Origin of the sequence: Nocardia cyriacigeorgica GUH-2 (genome assembly GCF_000284035.1) — a bacterium.
In the GTDB taxonomy this organism is placed as follows: domain Bacteria; phylum Actinomycetota; class Actinomycetes; order Mycobacteriales; family Mycobacteriaceae; genus Nocardia; species Nocardia cyriacigeorgica_B.
In genome coordinates, this window is record NC_016887.1 from 2,022,715 (window position 1) to 2,038,325 (window position 15,611).

Annotated in this window: 16 protein-coding genes; 6 read left to right on the top strand and 10 right to left on the bottom strand. The window is 69.4% G+C overall.

All coding sequences use genetic code 11. The features are described 5' to 3' along the window. Positions 1-10: 10 nt before the first annotated feature. Both NOCYR_RS09060 and NOCYR_RS09065 read right to left on the bottom strand, forming a co-directional pair. Entirely contained in the window at positions 11-1,522 is a 1,512-nt protein-coding gene (locus tag NOCYR_RS09060) for a leucyl aminopeptidase (protein ID WP_014350058.1), read from the bottom strand. A 74-nt stretch (positions 1,523-1,596) separates the two neighbouring features. After that, a complete protein-coding gene (locus NOCYR_RS09065; protein ID WP_014350059.1) occupies positions 1,597-2,430 on the bottom strand; it encodes a TetR/AcrR family transcriptional regulator C-terminal domain-containing protein in 834 nt (277 codons plus the stop codon). Positions 2,431-2,528: 98 nt separating this feature from the next. Here NOCYR_RS09065 and NOCYR_RS09070 point away from each other — a divergent pair, with 98 nt between their 5' ends. From NOCYR_RS09070 to NOCYR_RS09080, 3 genes are all read left to right on the top strand, one after another. After that, positions 2,529-3,137, top strand: coding sequence for a GNAT family N-acetyltransferase (locus tag NOCYR_RS09070; RefSeq protein ID WP_014350060.1), 609 nt, complete (start codon positions 2,529-2,531; stop codon positions 3,135-3,137). Between the two features lie 57 nt (positions 3,138-3,194). Next, positions 3,195-4,295 (top strand): glycine cleavage system aminomethyltransferase GcvT, encoded by a 1,101-nt coding sequence (gene gcvT, locus NOCYR_RS09075; RefSeq protein WP_014350061.1) that lies wholly within the window; start codon positions 3,195-3,197, stop codon positions 4,293-4,295. 77 nt (positions 4,296-4,372) lie between these two features. Next, a complete protein-coding gene (locus NOCYR_RS09080; protein ID WP_014350062.1) occupies positions 4,373-5,473 on the top strand; it encodes a branched-chain amino acid aminotransferase in 1,101 nt (366 codons plus the stop codon). Positions 5,474-5,536: 63 nt separating this feature from the next. Here NOCYR_RS09080 and NOCYR_RS09085 read toward each other — a convergent pair whose 3' ends face one another. The 6 genes from NOCYR_RS09085 to NOCYR_RS09110 all read right to left on the bottom strand — a co-directional run bounded on the left by NOCYR_RS09085 (position 5,537) and on the right by NOCYR_RS09110 (position 10,720). Further along, positions 5,537-6,250, bottom strand: a complete 714-nt coding sequence (locus NOCYR_RS09085) for an MBL fold metallo-hydrolase (RefSeq protein WP_014350063.1) — start codon at positions 6,248-6,250, stop codon at positions 5,537-5,539. A gap of 136 nt (positions 6,251-6,386) precedes the next feature. Continuing rightward, positions 6,387-7,136 carry an adenosylcobinamide-GDP ribazoletransferase gene (locus tag NOCYR_RS09090; protein WP_014350064.1) on the bottom strand — a complete coding sequence of 250 codons (750 nt, stop codon included), beginning with the start codon at positions 7,134-7,136 and terminating at the stop codon, positions 6,387-6,389. A gap of 82 nt (positions 7,137-7,218) precedes the next feature. Next, the gene (gene cobT / locus NOCYR_RS09095; RefSeq protein WP_048833205.1) at positions 7,219-8,319 is read right to left on the bottom strand and encodes a nicotinate-nucleotide--dimethylbenzimidazole phosphoribosyltransferase; all 1,101 of its coding nucleotides are present in this window, start codon (positions 8,317-8,319) and stop codon (positions 7,219-7,221) included. Between the two features lie 67 nt (positions 8,320-8,386). Further along, complete coding sequence (locus NOCYR_RS09100) at positions 8,387-9,001, bottom strand: TetR/AcrR family transcriptional regulator (RefSeq protein WP_014350066.1); 615 nt, start codon at positions 8,999-9,001, stop codon at positions 8,387-8,389. Between the two features lie 23 nt (positions 9,002-9,024). Further along, complete coding sequence (locus tag NOCYR_RS09105) at positions 9,025-9,570, bottom strand: bifunctional adenosylcobinamide kinase/adenosylcobinamide-phosphate guanylyltransferase (RefSeq protein WP_014350067.1); 546 nt, start codon at positions 9,568-9,570, stop codon at positions 9,025-9,027. 190 nt (positions 9,571-9,760) lie between these two features. After that, positions 9,761-10,720 carry a helix-turn-helix domain-containing protein gene (locus tag NOCYR_RS09110; RefSeq protein WP_014350068.1) on the bottom strand — a complete coding sequence of 320 codons (960 nt, stop codon included), beginning with the start codon at positions 10,718-10,720 and terminating at the stop codon, positions 9,761-9,763. Positions 10,721-10,806: 86 nt separating this feature from the next. Between NOCYR_RS09110 and NOCYR_RS29695 the strand changes: the two genes are divergently transcribed. After that, positions 10,807-10,968 (top strand): hypothetical protein, encoded by a 162-nt coding sequence (locus NOCYR_RS29695; RefSeq protein WP_158430148.1) that lies wholly within the window; start codon positions 10,807-10,809, stop codon positions 10,966-10,968. Positions 10,969-11,078: 110 nt separating this feature from the next. Here NOCYR_RS29695 and NOCYR_RS09115 read toward each other — a convergent pair whose 3' ends face one another. Next, positions 11,079-11,747: a DUF3043 domain-containing protein gene (locus NOCYR_RS09115; RefSeq protein ID WP_014350069.1), complete on the bottom strand. Its 669-nt coding sequence runs from the start codon at positions 11,745-11,747 to the stop codon at positions 11,079-11,081. A gap of 195 nt (positions 11,748-11,942) precedes the next feature. On the opposite strand from NOCYR_RS09115, the gene NOCYR_RS09120 reads away from it, so the two are divergent. After that, positions 11,943-12,293 carry a HesB/IscA family protein gene (locus tag NOCYR_RS09120; RefSeq protein WP_014350070.1) on the top strand — a complete coding sequence of 117 codons (351 nt, stop codon included), beginning with the start codon at positions 11,943-11,945 and terminating at the stop codon, positions 12,291-12,293. Between the two features lie 102 nt (positions 12,294-12,395). After that, the gene (locus NOCYR_RS09125) at positions 12,396-13,367 is read left to right on the top strand and encodes a carbohydrate kinase family protein (protein ID WP_048833206.1); all 972 of its coding nucleotides are present in this window, start codon (positions 12,396-12,398) and stop codon (positions 13,365-13,367) included. Between the two features lie 102 nt (positions 13,368-13,469). Here NOCYR_RS09125 and asnB read toward each other — a convergent pair whose 3' ends face one another. Then, entirely contained in the window at positions 13,470-15,413 is a 1,944-nt protein-coding gene (gene asnB, locus NOCYR_RS09130) for an asparagine synthase (glutamine-hydrolyzing) (RefSeq protein WP_048833207.1), read from the bottom strand. Positions 15,414-15,611: the final 198 nt, after the last annotated feature.

The following is a 15,611-nucleotide window of genomic DNA, read 5'->3' on the forward strand; positions in this document are numbered from 1 at the left end:
ATGCTGACCGCTACTCCGCGGCGATGTCTTCCAGCACGGCGATGAGCGTGCGGACCGGAACACCGGTGCCGCCCTTGCCGATGTAGCCGAACGGTCCGCCGGTGTTGTAGGCCGGGCCCGCGATATCGACGTGCGCCCACTGCACGCCCTCGGGCACGAACTCCTTCAGGAACAGCCCGGCCGCGAGCATGCCGCCCCAGCGGTGCGGGGTGACATTGGCCAGATCGGCGACCTTGGAGTTGAGGTCGGACCGCAGTTCGGCGGGCAGCGGCATCGCCCAGCCGTTCTCGCCGACCTCGCGCGAGATGCGGGCGACGCGATCGCGGAAGTCCTCGGTGCCCATCACGCCCGGGGTGCGGGTGCCGAGCGCGACCATCTGCGCACCGGTCAGGGTGGCGACGTCGATGAGGTAGTCGGGCTCGTCCTCGCCGGCGCGGACGATGGCGTCGGCCAGGATCAGCCGGCCCTCGGCGTCGGTATTGATGACCTCGACGGTGGTGCCGCCGTACTGGGTGAGCACATCGCCGGGGCGCTGCGCGGTCGCCGAGGGCATATTCTCGGCCATCGGCACGGTCGCGGTGACGGTGATCGGCAGGCTCAGCCGCGCGGCCAGCAGCGCGGTGGCCACGACCGCGGCGGCACCGGCCATATCCGAGGTCATGTTCTCCATGTTCTGCGCGGGCTTGATGGAGATGCCGCCGGTGTCGAAGGTGATGCCCTTACCGACCAGCGCGACCTTCTTCGGGCCGCCTGCATAGGTGAGCCGCACCAGCCGCGGCGGACGCGAGGAGCCCTTGCCGACGCCGATGATGCCGCCGTAACCGCCTGCCTCCAAGGCGTTCTCGTCGAGGACTTCGACCTCGAGCCCGGCGGCCTCGGCCAGAACCTGGGCGCGTGCGGCGAACTCGGCGGGGTAGAGGTGGCTGGGCGGAGTGTTGACGAAATCGCGTGCGGTGGCGACGGCTTCGGCCACCAGCTGCGCGCGCAGCAGCTCCATGATGCCGAAACTCGGCTCGGGCACCAGCAATTCGACGCGCACCACCGGACGCTCGTCGGGCTTGGGTGCGGTCTTGTCCGAGCGGAACGGGGTGAACGAGTAGGCGCCCAGATAGAAGCCCTCCGCCGCGGCGGCGAGGTCGAGCCCGGACAGCGTGGTCGACACCAGTTCGGTGCCCGACAGCGACCGTGCGGCCACACCGGCGCTGCGGCGGATCTGCTCGGCGTCGAGTTTGTCGGCGCTGCCGAGGCCGACGGCGAGCACGCTGGTGACGTTGTCGAGTCCGGCGGGCGCGGGAATCCGGGTCAGTTCCTCGGCCTTGCCCTTCGCGCCGACGGCGCCGAGCTGATCGAGCAGTTGTGCGCGCAGCTCGGGCCCGAGTACATCACTGAACATGTCCTCGGGCGCGATGGCCGGGCCGTCCTCCGACGAGGTCAGTCCGATGACGAGCACATCGGTGTCGGGGCCGATGGATTCGGTGCGATGCAGTTCGGGGCCCAGCGGGCGATCAGCGACAGCGGTCATGGGCTCAGGCTAGCCGCGGCGCGCCGATCGGCGAGCGCGACCTCGGGCGAACCCGCGGCAGGCCGGGTGGTCGGTCACGACGCGGGGTGCCGCCGGTAGCGCGCGGCGACACCGTCGAGGAGCAGGTCGATGCCGGCGTCGATGACTGCGTCGAAATCGACCTCCGGCGGCCCGGTGCCGAACAGTTTGCCCAGCACCGGACGTATTGCCGGATCGAGCAGCTCGGCCAGCTCGGCCTGCACCTGCTCACCGGGCTGGGCGTCCGGATCGAGCGCTCGCTCCACGTACTCCGCGCTCCACATCAGGGCGATGCCCTGGACCAGGCCGGACAGGGCGAGGTAGATCGACAGGATCTCGTGCGGCGTCATGGCCGGCTCGTCCAGTGCGCTGAAGGTGCGCTCCAGGATGTCGAACAAGGCGGGACCGATCGGTGGCCGGGTCCGGGCCAGCACCGGCAGCAACCACGGATGACGCTGGTAGAGCTGCCATTCCTGACGCGCCTCGTAAGCGACGCGGGCGCGCCATCCGGTCAACTCCGGTGGCGGCGGCGGTACCTCGGCGAGGACCAGTTCGGCCATGGCGGCCAGTAGCGCGTCGCGGTCGGCGTAGTGCCGGTACAGCGCGGCGGTGGTGACGCCGAGTTCGCCGGCCAGCCGCCGGGTGGACAGGCCGTCCAGGCCGAGGCGATCGGCCAGTTCGACGGCGGTGCGGGCGATGGTGACGGCGGTCGGCGGTGCGCCGGTGGCGCGGCGGCGGGTGGGTGCTGTGTGGTGCGCCGGGATGAGGGCGTCGCGGCGGGCACGGTACGCGCGGGCCTGGCAGGAGCGGGAGCAGTAGCGGCGGCGTCGTCCGCGGGCCGGGTGGGCGAGGGGTTGTCCGCAGGTCACGCATGCGTCCAAGGCCGCCATTTCATCACCCTAAGCAGTGTGACGAAATGATGGCAAGGGCATTGTCGTCGCTCTACTTTGGCACCCAGACACACTGTTCACGGCGGGAGGAAACGGATATGGGTACCACGCTGACGGTGCGGCGGGCGAGCGAGGCGGATCGGGATGCGGTGGTCGAGGCGTTCGGCAAATGCTCGGACGAGGCGGTGACGGCCTGGGTGCTGGAGGGGCATCCGGTCGAGGCCTACATCGACCAGCATGTGCCGATGATCATCGATCGCGGGTTGAAGGAGGACGAGATCTGGATCGCCGGGGCCGGCGAGGAGGTCTGGGCGGTATCGATCTGGCAGCACGTCACCTCGATGGACCGGTTCGTCGCCGAGGCCGAGGAGGCGCGGGCGATGCGGGAGCAGATGCCGGAGCTGAGCATCGCGCGGCGGCTGGACGCGGTGATGTCGTTGCTCGCCGCGGAGCACCCGCGCGAGATTCCGCATCGGTATCTCCAGGTGATCGTCACCGTGCCGGAACATCGCGGCAAGGGTGCGGGCGCGGCGATCCTCGCCGACCGGTTGCCGGTGTTCACCGCCGAACGGATTCCGGCGTTCCTCGAGGCCAGCACCGAGCGCTCGTCGCGGTTGTACGCGCGCCACGGATTCGAGGCCACCGGTATCAACCACACGCTGCCGGAGAACGGGCCTACGCTGCGGCCGATGTGGTTCCGGCCCTGATTCGGCCGGTCCCGACGGGTGGGACAGCGCCGCCGCCCGGCGGGTTAAGCTCGCCGGGTGAGCGACGCTGACCTGCTGCAAGGGCCGATCCATGATCTCCACGTCGAACTGGGTGCGAGTTTCGCGCCGTTCGGCGGGTGGGAGATGCCGGTGTCGTATGCGGGCACCGTGGCCGAGCATCAGGCGGTGCGGACCACGGTCGGGCTGTTCGACGTCAGCCATCTCGGCAAGGCGACGGTGCGCGGGCCCGGTGCGGCGGAGTTCGTCAACGCGACGCTGAGCAACGACCTGGGGCGGATCCGGCCGGGTAAGGCGCAGTACACGCTGTGCTGCACCGAGGACGGCGGCGTCATCGACGATCTGATCGCCTACTACGTCGCCGACGACGAGATCTTCCTCGTGCCCAATGCCGCCAACACCGCAACCGTCGTGGCGGAGCTGCGGAAGGTGGCGCCCGAGGGCATCACCGTGACCGACGAGCACCGCGACTACGCCGTGTTCGCGGTGCAGGGCCCGCGCTCCACCGAGGTGCTGACCGCGCTCGGCCTGCCGACCGACCTCGAGTACATGGCCTACGCCGACGCCGAATGGGATGGGCGGCCCGTGCGGGTCTGCCGCACCGGCTACACCGGCGAGCACGGCTACGAGCTGCTGCCGCGCTGGGCCGACGCCGAACCGCTGTTCCGCGCCCTGGTCCGCGAGGTGCAGGCCGCCGACGGACAGGTCGCCGGCCTCGGCGCCCGCGACACCCTGCGCACCGAGATGGGTTATCCACTGCACGGGCACGAGCTGTCCACCGAGATCTCGCCGGTGCAGGCGCGGGCCGGGTGGGCGGTCGGCTGGAAGAAGCCGGAGTTCTGGGGCAAGGCCGCGCTGGAACAGGAGAAGGCGGCCGGACCCAAGCGAATCCTGTTGGGGCTCAAGGCTCTCGATCGCGGTGTGCTGCGGCAGGGGCAGCAGGTCCTGCTCGGGGATCAGGTCGTGGGGGAGACCACCTCGGGAACGTTCTCGCCGTCGCTGAAGGTGGGTATCGCGCTCGCCCTGCTCGACACCGGGGCCGCGCTGGAACCGGGTGCCGAAGTCGCGGTGGATGTGCGTGGGCGGCGGCTGCGGTGCGAGGTGGTCCGGCCGCCGTTCGTCGAAGTCAAGGCGAAATAGCCGGCGCCATGTCGCGAGGTTGCCGAGCCGGACAACGCGCCGAAAAGCGGCGAAACCTCGACCGATAAGATCGCCGTATGACCGCTGCTGCACAGTTCACCCGTATTCCGCATCCGGCTCCGCTTCCGGAGCAGCGGGTACAGGAGATACTGACGGCGCCGGGTTTCGGTCGCTACTTCACCGACCACATGGTCTCCATCGACTACACCGAGGCCGCGGGCTGGAGCAACGCCCGCGTGGAACCGTACGGGCCGCTGTCGATGGATCCGGCGACCATGGTGTTCCACTACGGCCAGGCCATCTTCGAAGGGTTGAAGGCCTACCGCCAGCCCGACGGCAGCGTCTCCTGCTTCCGGATCGACGCCAACGCCGCCCGGTTCCGCCGGTCGGCGCGCCGGATGGCGATGGCCGAACTGCCGGACGAGCTGTTCATCGAATCGGTGCGTCAGCTGCTCGAGGTCGACGAGCGCTGGGTGCCCGCGGCCGGCGGTGAGGAATCGCTGTACCTGCGGCCGTTCATGTTCGCTACCGAATCCGGCCTCGGCGTGAAGCCGGCCGCGGCCTACAAGTACCTGCTGCTCGGCTCGCCCGCCGGTGCCTACTTCCCGCGCGGAGTGAAGCCGGTGCGCGTGTGGCTGTCCACCGAGTACGTGCGCGCGGCTCCCGGCGGCACCGGGGAGGCGAAAGTGGCGGGCAACTACGCGGCCTCGCTGCTGGCGCAAGCCGAGGCCACCGAGAAGGGCTGCGACCAGGTGGTATGGCTGGATGCCTGCGAGCGCCGCTACGTCGAGGAGATGGGCACCAACAACCTTTTCTTCGTCTTCGGGTCCGGTTCCGATGCCCGACTGGTGACGCCGGAACTGTCCGGTTCGCTGCTGCCCGGCATCACCCGCGATTCGCTGCTCACCCTGGCCGCCGACTCCGGCTACCAGGTCGAGGAACGCAAGATCTCGGTGGAGGAATGGCGTAAGGGCGCCGAATCGGGCGAGATCACCGAGGTGTTCGCTTGCGGCACCGCCGCGGTGATCACCCCGGTCGGCTGGGTGCGCACCGGGGACGAGGAGTTCGCCATCGGCGGCGGTGAGCCCGGCGAGGTCACCATGGCCCTGCGCGAGACGCTGACCGGGATCCAGCGCGGCACCTTCGCCGATATCCACCAGTGGATGCGCCGTCTGTGACGGTCCCCGGAAATCCGGCCGGCCGGCTGTGGCCGGGCCCGGCCGGAGGGGCGAATCGGCCGATCAGCCGGGCATGAGCGCCTGCCATTCGGCCAGTGACGTCGGGCGCAACACGTAGTTGTTGGCGCGGATCGTGTCGAGCGAGGCGTTCGGATCCTGGCTGTACCAGTGGCCGGGGTAGACCGTGGGATTGCCGTCCAATTCGGACAGATAGCGCAGGCTGCGGAACATCGCCTCGGAGTCGCCGCCGGGGAAGTCGGTGCGCCCGCACCCGTCGACGAACAGCGTGTCACCGGCGATCAGGCGGTTGTCGAACAGGAAGCACTGGCTGCCCGGGGTGTGTCCGGGGGTGTGCAGCAACTCGATGTCGAACGCGCCGACGCTCACCTTGTCGCCGTGGTCGTGGCCGGTGAGCTCGCTGGGCGCGATCCCGGTGACGTTGGCGACCCACGGTAGTTCCTGGTTGTTGACATGCACTGCGACGCTGGTCTTTTCGAGGAGCTCGCGCACCCCGCGCAGGGTGAAGCCGAGCATGGTCCCACCGACGTGGTCGGGGTGGTGATGGGTGGCGAGCACCCCCGTCAGCCGCAGCCCGTCCGCTTCGGCGATATCGGCCAGCTCACCGGCGGCATACGCCGGATCGACCACCACGCACTCACCGGCGTCCCGGTCGCCGATCAGATAGGCGAAATTGCGCATCTGCGTCGCGATGGGATCACCGACGGCGAAATCCCGTCCGGACAACAGCTGACGAAAGTACAGGCGCTCGGCTGACATACCCGTCACTGTAGGGCCATAGGTATCGGCGGTGTCGGGTCAGCTGGCCGATTCGACACCGTACGACCCGCCGAGTTGGAGATCCGCCCAGGTCGGGCGCTCTCCGGTGACTGGGACGGTCGTGTCCCCGGTGGTGTCAGGGGCCGAGGGAGAAGCCGAGGGCGGTGAGGGCGGTGGTGGTTTCAATGACGGTGCCGAGGACGTCGCCGGAGAGACCGCCGAAGCGGCGCAGGCAGTGGCGGACCAGGACCAGGACGGCGAGGGCGGTGAGTGCGACGACGAGGGGGCCGAGCCAGCCGTGGGCGGGGAGAGCGAAGAAAGCGGCGGCTACGGCTGCCAGGGTCCAGGCGGCGATCGTGATCGGCGATTGCGTGCCCGCGACCAGAGCGCCGAAGCCGGTACCCGGGGCGGCTGTGGTTCCCCTGCGGCAGGCCGCGACGACGGCGACCCTGGGCAGGGAGACGGCCAGGATCACCGCGAACCAGCGTCCCTCATCGGCGAGGGCGGCGAACGAAAAGGCTTGCAGGGCAACGGTGAAGACGATGGCGGCGACGCCGAATGGGCCGGCGCTGCCGCTCTTCATGATCTCGCGGGCCCGTTCGGGTGGGCCGTAGCTGCCGAGGCCGTCGGCGGTGTCGGCGAGCCCGTCCAGGTGCATGCCCCGGGTGCTCAGCGCGAGCACCCCGACGGTGACCAAGCCGGCCACCGCCGAACTCGCCCCGGCCACGGTGAGCAGCCACAGAACTCCGCACGCGAGCACACCGAGCGATGCCCCGACCACCGGGGCCCAGGCGATGGCGATCGCCGCGCTCTCGCGGTCGACGGTGTCGGGTCCGCGGACGGGGAGAACCGTCAGCCAGGAGAAGGCGAGACGCGGTCCGATCATGGGGTCGGCTCCGTCACCCCGTACGTGGTACCGGCGCCACGAGGCGGTCGGCGCGGCGCCGAGTGACCGAGCGGCTGGGCCGTCATTTGTGCAGGTCGACGGCGGCTGTGGCGTCCGAAGTGCTGACGCCGGCTTCGTCGAAGGTGGCCATCTCGGCGAGGGTGGCGACGGCAGCGCGCAGGATCGGCAGCGCGGTGAGAGCTCCGGAGCCTTCGCCCAGGCGCATCTCGAGATCGATCAGTGGGTCCAGCCGCAGGTTGGTCAGGGCCAGTGCGTGGGCCGGTTCGGTGGAGCGGTGGCCGGCCAGCCACCAGTCGCGGGCGCCTGCGGCGAAGTCCTCGGCGACCAGTGCGGCAGCGGTGGTGACGAGCCCGTCCAGGATGACAGGGGTGCGGCGGACAGCGGCCTGGGCCAGGAAACCCGCCATCGCGGCGATATCGGCGCCCGCCGCGACGCGCAGCAGATCGACCGGATCCTTCGCGACCGGGCGGGCGCGGCGCATGGCATCGCGGATGGCGGCGACCTTGCGGATCCAGCCCGCATCGTCGACACCGGTGCCGCGCCCGACCGCCGCCACCGGTTCGGTATTGGTGAGAGTCGCGATCAGCACGGTGGCGGGAGTGGTGTTGCCGATGCCCATATCGCCGGCGATCAACAGGTCGGCGCCCGCATCGATCTCCTCGTCGGCGATCGCGCGGCCCGCGGCCAGTGCGGCGGCGACCTCGTCGGCAGTGAGGGCGTCCTCGCGGTCGATGCACCCGCTGGACCGGCGCACTTTGTGCTGCGAGATGCCCGGATCGGTGTCGGCGTCGACCGCCATGTCGACCACCCGCACCGTCGCGCCGGCCACCCGCGCCACCGCGTTCACCGCCGCCCCGCCGCCGAGGAAGTTGGCGACCATCTGGGCGGTCACCTCGCTCGGATACGCCGAAACCCCTTCCCGTGCGATCCCGTGATCACCGGCGAACACCACCACCCGGGCCCGCTCGAACTGCTTCGGCGGGCACACCCCCTGACAGGCCGCGACCCAATTGCCCAGTGCCTCCAGCCGTCCCAGCGCACCGGCGGGCTTGGTCAGCCGGGCCTGCCGCTGCTGCGCCGCCGCCCGCACCTGCGCGTCCGGCGCCGCAACCGCCCCGAATCCGTCTGTCACTGTGCCGAGCTCCTCCGGTCGCACCTGCATCACTGCGCACCATCTTGCCCGGCGATGATCACCCGGCGCCCACCACCCGCCACGCCGTCATCGCTTCTCAGTCGGCCAGCAGTTCCCGCGCCAGCGCTTCGCCCCACCAGCGTTCGACCCGTTCGGGCGACCAGCCGCGCTCGACGGTGCAGGTGGTGTAGACGTCGACATTGCACAGGGCGGCGTAGATGTCGGTGGCGGTCGCGATATCGAGCCCGGGACGCAGGGTGGCGTCGGGCCAGGACGAGAACACCTCGACGCGGGTGCGATCACCCAGCTTGCGGGCGCGCTCGTAGACGTCGGCCAGTTCCGGTTCGGTGCGACCGGCCTCGCGCACCAGCTCGATGAGATTGCCGGCGCGCTCGAACAGCCTGCGGTCGTAGCCCGCCATGGCGGCGAGCTGCCCGGCCGGATCGGCGCGATCTTCCAGTTCGGCCAGCTGCTGCGGCTGGTCGGCGGCCAGATCCGCGGCGTTCACCAGGGCCCACACCAGGCCGGTCTTGTTCCCGTAGGCCGCGTACACCGTCGGCACCGAGACCCCGGCGGCCTCCGCGACGTCGCGCACGCTGGTCGCCGCCCAGCCCTTGGCGGTGAACAACCTGGCCGCGGCCTCGGCGATATCGCTGCGCGTGCGATCGGCCTGGGACTGGCGGCGCAGGGATTCGTAACGGCGGCGTTCCACGCGTTGACGCTCCAATCTTTCGGTCAGCTCAGGCGCAGGGGTAGTCCCGCGACGATGAGGACGGCTTCGTCGCAGACCTGGGCGAGGCGCTGGTTGAGGGTGCCGAGCTCGTCGCGGAAGAGGCGGCCGGAGCGGGTGGCGGGGATGACGCCCATGCCGACTTCCGGGGTGACGATGACGAGGCGGTGGTCGTAGCCGGCGACGGCGGCGACGAGGGCGTCGGTGTCGGGGGAGACGGTGCCGCGCGGTTCGTCCCAGGCATTGCGGGCGTCGATACGGGCGGTGAGCCAGGTGCCGAGGTCGTCGATCAGCGTGGCGCCGGGGAAGGGGTCGGCGAGAACCGTTGCGGTATCGGCGTTCTCGACGGTCTCCCAGTCGGCGGGTCGGCGTTCGCGGTGCTTGGCGATGCGTTCGGCGAAATCGACGTCGGCCGGGTCGGGGATCGCCGTGGCGATGTAGCGGACCGGGCCGCCCGCTACCAGCGACTCCGCATACGCCGACTTCCCCGATCGCGCGCCGCCGAGCACGAGCGTGCGGCGCGCGGGGGACGGGTGCGGGGTGGGCGACACCCGTGCACGCTACCAATTCGGCTGTCGGTGGTCGGATGCCGCGCGTAGCGGCTGCCCCACGCCCGATCGATGCGGCATCTGCCTGCGATTCGTCCGACTCGGCGTTCATACGGGGCTGGGCGAGAACGCGGATCGGCTGCATCGGCAATCGCGGTGGTTCGGCGTGCGAGGCGACGCGGAGGCCACCGCACTATGTCGTCCCCGTACCGAACCGCCGCCGATACTCCGTCGGCGCGATGCCGACCACCCGCTGGAAGTGGTGGCGCAGCAAGGCCGCCGATCCGAAGCCGGCGCGGGCGGCGATCTGCTCGAGTCCGAGGTCGGTGTCCTCCAGCAGGTGTTCGGCGGCCTGGACGCGCTGAGTCGTCAGCCATTTGACCGGGGTGGTGCCGGTTTCGGCGGCGAAGCGGCGGGCGAAGGTGCGGGTGGACATCATCGAGCGGGCGGCCAGCGATTCCACGGTGTGCGGGAGCTCGAGGTTCTCCTGCATCCATTGCAGGGTCGCGCCGAGGCTGTCGGAGGCACAGTCGGGGACGGGGCGTTCGATGAATTGGCGCTGGCCGCCGTCGCGCTGCGGTGGGACCACCATGCGGCGGGCGATGCCGTTGGCGGCGGCGCTGCCGATTTCCCGGCGCACCAGGTGCAAGCAGGCGTCGATGCCCGCGGCGGTGCCCGCGCTGGTGATGAGGTTGCCTTCGTCGACGAACAGCACGTCGGGGTCGACGGTCGCTTCCGGGAATTGGGCGGCGAGCTGGTCGACATAACGCCAGTGCGTGGTGCACTTGCGACCGTCGAGCAAACCCGCCGCACCCGCCAGGAACGCACCCGAGCAGACGGTGAGCACGATGGCCCCGGCCTCGGCGGCCGCGCGCACGGCATCGACGACGACGGGGTCGTGGCGGGCCGTGGCCGGGAAAGCGGGAATTGCCACCAGATCGGCGTGTGTGAGTTCGCCGAGGCCGTACTCGGGCGTGACCGAGATCCCCGGCGAGGTGGCAGGCAAGGGTCGTCCGGGTTCGCGCCCGCACACCCGGAAATCGAATCCGGGCAGGCCATCGGCGGTGCGGTCGAGGCCGAACACCTCGCAGACCACGCCGAACTCGAACATGGCCAGCCGTTCGGACAGCACGACGGCGACCTTGGACAACATGCCGACAGTTTATCTGGCCGAATATTGATGAACTATGTCAGTACTGCCACTTTCGGCCGGATCTTGCTCGGCAAACAATTACTGCCATGGCTGGATTGGTGATAACCCTGGTGGCATTGGCAGCGTTCGTCGCGGCGATAGGCTGGCTCGGATTCGGGCGAGCGGGTTCGACCGACGTCATCGATCGCGACGTCGAACGGGCGCGTGAAGAACTCGCGGCGATGCGGTCCCGAGCGCCGCACCGCTGATCAGCTGCGGAAAAGGGGAGGCTAGTCGAAGCGCCGTAGCCGGGGGCTGCCCGCCGCAGTGGCTACCGACAGTGGGACAGGCCGCCGCCGGCGACCGCAGGACGCGAACCTCAGACCGCGTCGCCCGGACCCACCCGCGGCTTCGGCGCCCGCATCTTGCGGATCTGCGAGGCGCGCACGAACGCGTACCACCCGAGCCGGAACCCGGTGTCGGTGGAATCGGGGAACCGCTCACGGACCCGGTTGTTGACGATGCGGCCGAGCATCACGCCCTCGATGGCCATGAACAGCATCATGACCAGCATGGCCAGCGTCACGATCGATTGCAGCGCGGGCGCAGCGAACATCGACAGGATCAGCACCAGCGCCATCGGCATGAACAGGCCGACGAGGTTGCGCCGGGCGTCGACGATATCGCGGACGAACGCCCGTACCGGGCCCTGATCGCGGGGCAGCAGGTACTTGTCTTCACCGGCGAGCATGCGGGCGCGCCGGTCCTGGGCGGCGGCGCGGCGCTCGGCGGCGGCCGTCTTGCGGTCCTGCTTGTTGCCGCGGGCTGCCTTGCGCCGGGCGCGGGCCTCTTTCGCGGTGAGCGGGGCGGGCGCGACCGGGCCGCGACGCCGGGCTTCGGCGTCACGGCGCTTCGGGGTGGGACGGCCCTTGCCCGCGGTTGCGGTGGCCGCCTGCCGCGTCGAGTTCGCGGCGGTATCGCCGTCCGCGCTCGTGCGGTCGGCGGGCTCGTCGGTGGTGCTGGAGTCGCCGCGGCGGAACAATTTCACAGCAACCAGGCTATTCGATGTATGTCATCGCCGGAAATGCGGTCTGCCCGACACACGTGGGCAGGGTCACCCGGGTCGCGTCCGGTGCAGGCGAGGAAGGTGGCAAGATGGGAATAGCAGCCCGCCCGGTGGTGTTGACTCCCGACGAGCCGTGCGCTGTTCACGGGATGACCACAGCTGTCCTTAGGAGAGTTCATGACAGTGCAGAACGAGACCGAAGTCCACGGTGTGACGCTCACCGACGCAGCCGCCGCGAAGGCGAAGGCGCTGCTGGACCAGGAGGGTCGTGACGACCTGGCACTGCGGATCGCCGTGCAGCCGGGTGGTTGCGCGGGCCTGCGCTACCAGCTGTTCTTCGACGACCGTTCGCTCGACGGCGACCTGACCGTCGATTTCGGTGGCGTCACCCTCGCGGTCGACCGGATGAGTGCCCCGTACGTGCAGGGCGCCTCGATCGACTTCGTCGACACCATCGAGAAGCAGGGTTTCACCATCGACAACCCCAACGCCACCGGCTCCTGCGCCTGCGGCGATTCGTTCAACTGATCTCAGTTGTTCCTTCAACGGACACGTAGTTGATACGGTGAAGACCCGGACTCCGGTCCAGGTCTTCGCCTTTTGCCGCCTTCTCCAGAGGGGTTCAGCTACGTGTCCATTGCCGTATCCGCGTCCATTGCGACCGACCATCTCATGCGTTTTCCCGGGCGGTTCGCCGACGTACTGCTGGCCGATCAGCTCGACCATGTTTCGCTGAGCTTCCTCGTCGACGATCTGGTGATCCGTCGCGGTGGGGTCGGCGGCAACATCGCCTATGCCATGGGTCTGCTCGGCCGCAATCCGCTGCTTCTGGGCGCCGTCGGCGCCGATTTCACCGAGTACCGGCAGTGGCTGGAACGCCACGGCGTCGACTGCTCGGCGGTCCGGATCTCCGATTCCGCGCACACCGCGCGCTTCGTCTGCACCACCGACGAGGACATGGCCCAGATCGCCTCGTTCTATCCCGGTGCGATGAGCGAGGCCCGCGACATCTCGATCGCCGGCCTGGTGGAGAACCGCACCCTCGACCTCGTGCTGGTCGGCGCGAACGATCCCGAGGCGATGCTGCGCCACACCGCCGAATGCCGGGAACTCGACATTCCCTTCGCCGCCGACCCCTCCCAGCAGCTGGCCCGCCTCGACGGCGATCAGACCGTCCAGCTCATCGACGGCGCCGCCTATCTGTTCACCAACGAATACGAGTGGGGCCTGCTCAAGCAGAAGTCCGGGCTGACCGAGGAGGAAGTCGCCTCGCGGGTCGGCATCCGGGTCACCACGCTCGGCAAGAACGGTGTGCTGGTCGTCGATCGTGACGGCACCGAGGTCCGCGTCGGCGTGGTGCCGGAGAACGCCAAGGTCGACCCGACCGGCGTCGGCGATGCCTTCCGCGCCGGCTTCCTCACCGGCCACACGGCGGGGTTGAGCCTGGAGCGCTCCGCGCAGCTGGGTTCGCTGGTGGCGGTGCTGGTGCTGGAGACTGTCGGTACCCAGGAATGGAGCCTGGACCCCGACGACGCCCTCAAGCGTCTGACCCAGGCGTACGGACCTGAAGCCGCCGCCGAATTGGAGCCGTTGCTGCGCTGAGGTTCTCTCGGGCGGCACGCCGCGTGTGCAGTCCGAACCGAACTCCGAACAACCGAGTGCCCCGCTCGAAAAGAGCGGGGCACTCGGGTTTTCAGCTCGCAGTTACAGCGACACCGGGTACGTCGGCTCCTGGATCTCCGGCTTGATCCGGTCCTCGACGAAGATGCCGTGCCACACCATGAACACCAGCAGCGTCCACAGCCGGCGGCTGTGATCCGACGTGCCGGCCCGGTGCGCTTCGAGCATCTTGGTGATCGCGGCCTTGTCCAGCAGGTGATCGGTCTGCGATTCGGCGATCTGCTGCTGGGCCCAGTCGTAGAGTTCGGTGCCGCGCAGCCAATGCCGCAGCGGGACAGGGAAACCCAGCTTCGCGCGGTGCAGCACATGCGCGGGCACGATGCCCTCGAGCGCCTGGCGCAGCGCGTACTTGGTGGTGTCCTTGGTGATCTTCTGCTCGAACGGGATCTGCTCGGCGACCGCGAAGACCTCCGAATCCAGGAACGGCACCCGCAGTTCCAGCGAATTGGCCATCGTCATCTTGTCGGCCTTGACCAGGATGTCGCCGCGCAACCAGGTGAACAGGTCCAGATGCTGCATCCGGGCCACCGGGTCCCAGCCGCGCGACTTCGCGTAGATCGGCGCGGTGACGTCCTGATGGGTCCATTCGGGCCGGAAATCGCGCAGCACCGCACGCAATTGGGCATCGTTGAAGCTGCGCGCATTGCCGTAGTAGCGCTCTTCCAGCGTGAGCGATCCGCGGTGCAGCAGGCTCTTGCCGCGGGTGCCCTCCGGAATCCGGTCCGAGAGCTTGCCCGCCAGCCGGCGCAACCCCTTCGGCAGCCGCTCGAACGGCTTCAGCGACAACGGTTCCCGGTAGATGGTGTACCCGCCGAACAGCTCGTCGGCGCCCTCGCCGGAGAGCACCACCTTGACGTGCTTGCGGGCCTCCTTGGCCACGAAATACAGCGGGACCAACGCGGGGTCGGCCACCGGATCGTCGAGGTACCAGACGATTTCGGGGATGGCGGCGGCGAACTCGGCGGGGGAGACCACCTTGACGATGTGGCGGGCCCCGATCGCGGCGGCACTCTCGGCGGCGACGTCGACTTCGGAGTAGCCCTCGCGCTCGAACCCGGTGGTGAAGGTGATCAGGTTCGGGTTGTGCCGCATGGCCAGCGCGGCGATGGCGGTGGAGTCGATACCGCCGGACAGGAACGAACCGACGGTCACATCGGCGCGCATGTGCTTGGCGACCGAATCCTCCAGCGCCGCCGCGATCTCCCGGTAGCGGGCCTGCTCGGACCCGGCCGCGAACGGCTTGACCCGGAACCGCGGCTCGAAGTAGCGGACGATCTTCGGCTGCTCGCCGGGCTGGACCATCGCGTAACTACCCGACTCCAGCCTGCGGATCGCCGCATGCAGGGTCTCCGGCTCCGGCACGTACTGCAGCACCGTGTAGTGCTCGAGCGCGCGCGGATCCAGCTCGTCGCCGGAACCGATCGCGGGCAGCAGCTCCAGCAGGCTCTTCTTCTCACTGCTGAACGCGGTGCCGCCGGGGCCGGTGGCCAGGAACAGCGGCTTGATGCCGAACGGGTCGCGGGCCAGGAACAGCTGCTCGGTCTCGGTATCCCAGATCGCGAATGCGAACATGCCGCGCAGCCGGCGCACTGCATCCGGGCCCCAGTAGTGGAAGGCCGCCACGATGGACTCACTGTCGCCCTCGGTGGCGAACATGGCCCCGTCGGGGAACTCGGCGGCGTGCTCGCGCGCCAGTTCCTCGCGCAGCTCCAGGTAGTTGTAGATCTCACCGTTGAAGGTGAGGGCATAACGCTGCGGGTTGTCGGCCGGACCCCAGCGCAGCGGCTGATGCGAATGCTCGATATCGATGATCGACAGCCGGTTGAAACCGAAGATCACATGCTCGTCGTGCCAGGTGCCGCGCTCGTCCGGGCCGCGGTGGCGGCCGCAGTGCAGGGCGTCGTACACCTGCTCCACCGTGTCGGGCGCTGCTTTGTCAGACGTCAGAAATCCGAGCAGTCCACACACGGCGTCGGCAACCTCTTTCCTGCGGTCGGTACCGCGCCGATCCGGGTCGCGCGCGGCGGGGGATTCCCTGGCGAAAATCTAGTGACCGAGTATGCCCCACTCGACGGCTGATCGCGTTGTTCAGGGGCGGTCGGCATTGCCGCGAACCCCCGCGTGCTGGGCGTATGTGCGCACCGGCGCGGATGCGTACCGCAGCAC

Bases quoted from the DNA above. Each gene is read 5' to 3' on its own strand.
- NOCYR_RS09060 (WP_014350058.1), bottom strand. From the start codon at position 1,522: ATGACCGCTGTCGCTGATCGCCCGCTGGGCCCCGAACTGCATCGCACC.
- NOCYR_RS09065 (WP_014350059.1), bottom strand. From the start codon at position 2,430: ATGGCGGCCTTGGACGCATGCGTGACCTGCGGACAACCCCTCGCCCAC.
- NOCYR_RS09070 (WP_014350060.1), top strand. From the start codon at position 2,529: ATGGGTACCACGCTGACGGTGCGGCGGGCGAGCGAGGCGGATCGGGAT.
- NOCYR_RS09080 (WP_014350062.1), top strand. From the start codon at position 4,373: ATGACCGCTGCTGCACAGTTCACCCGTATTCCGCATCCGGCTCCGCTT.
- NOCYR_RS09085 (WP_014350063.1), bottom strand. From the start codon at position 6,250: ATGTCAGCCGAGCGCCTGTACTTTCGTCAGCTGTTGTCCGGACGGGAT.
- NOCYR_RS09090 (WP_014350064.1), bottom strand. From the start codon at position 7,136: ATGATCGGACCGCGTCTCGCCTTCTCCTGGCTGACGGTTCTCCCCGTC.
- cobT (WP_048833205.1), bottom strand. From the start codon at position 8,319: ATGCAGGTGCGACCGGAGGAGCTCGGCACAGTGACAGACGGATTCGGG.
- NOCYR_RS09110 (WP_014350068.1), bottom strand. From the start codon at position 10,720: ATGTTGTCCAAGGTCGCCGTCGTGCTGTCCGAACGGCTGGCCATGTTC.
- NOCYR_RS29695 (WP_158430148.1), top strand. From the start codon at position 10,807: ATGGCTGGATTGGTGATAACCCTGGTGGCATTGGCAGCGTTCGTCGCG.
- NOCYR_RS09120 (WP_014350070.1), top strand. From the start codon at position 11,943: ATGACAGTGCAGAACGAGACCGAAGTCCACGGTGTGACGCTCACCGAC.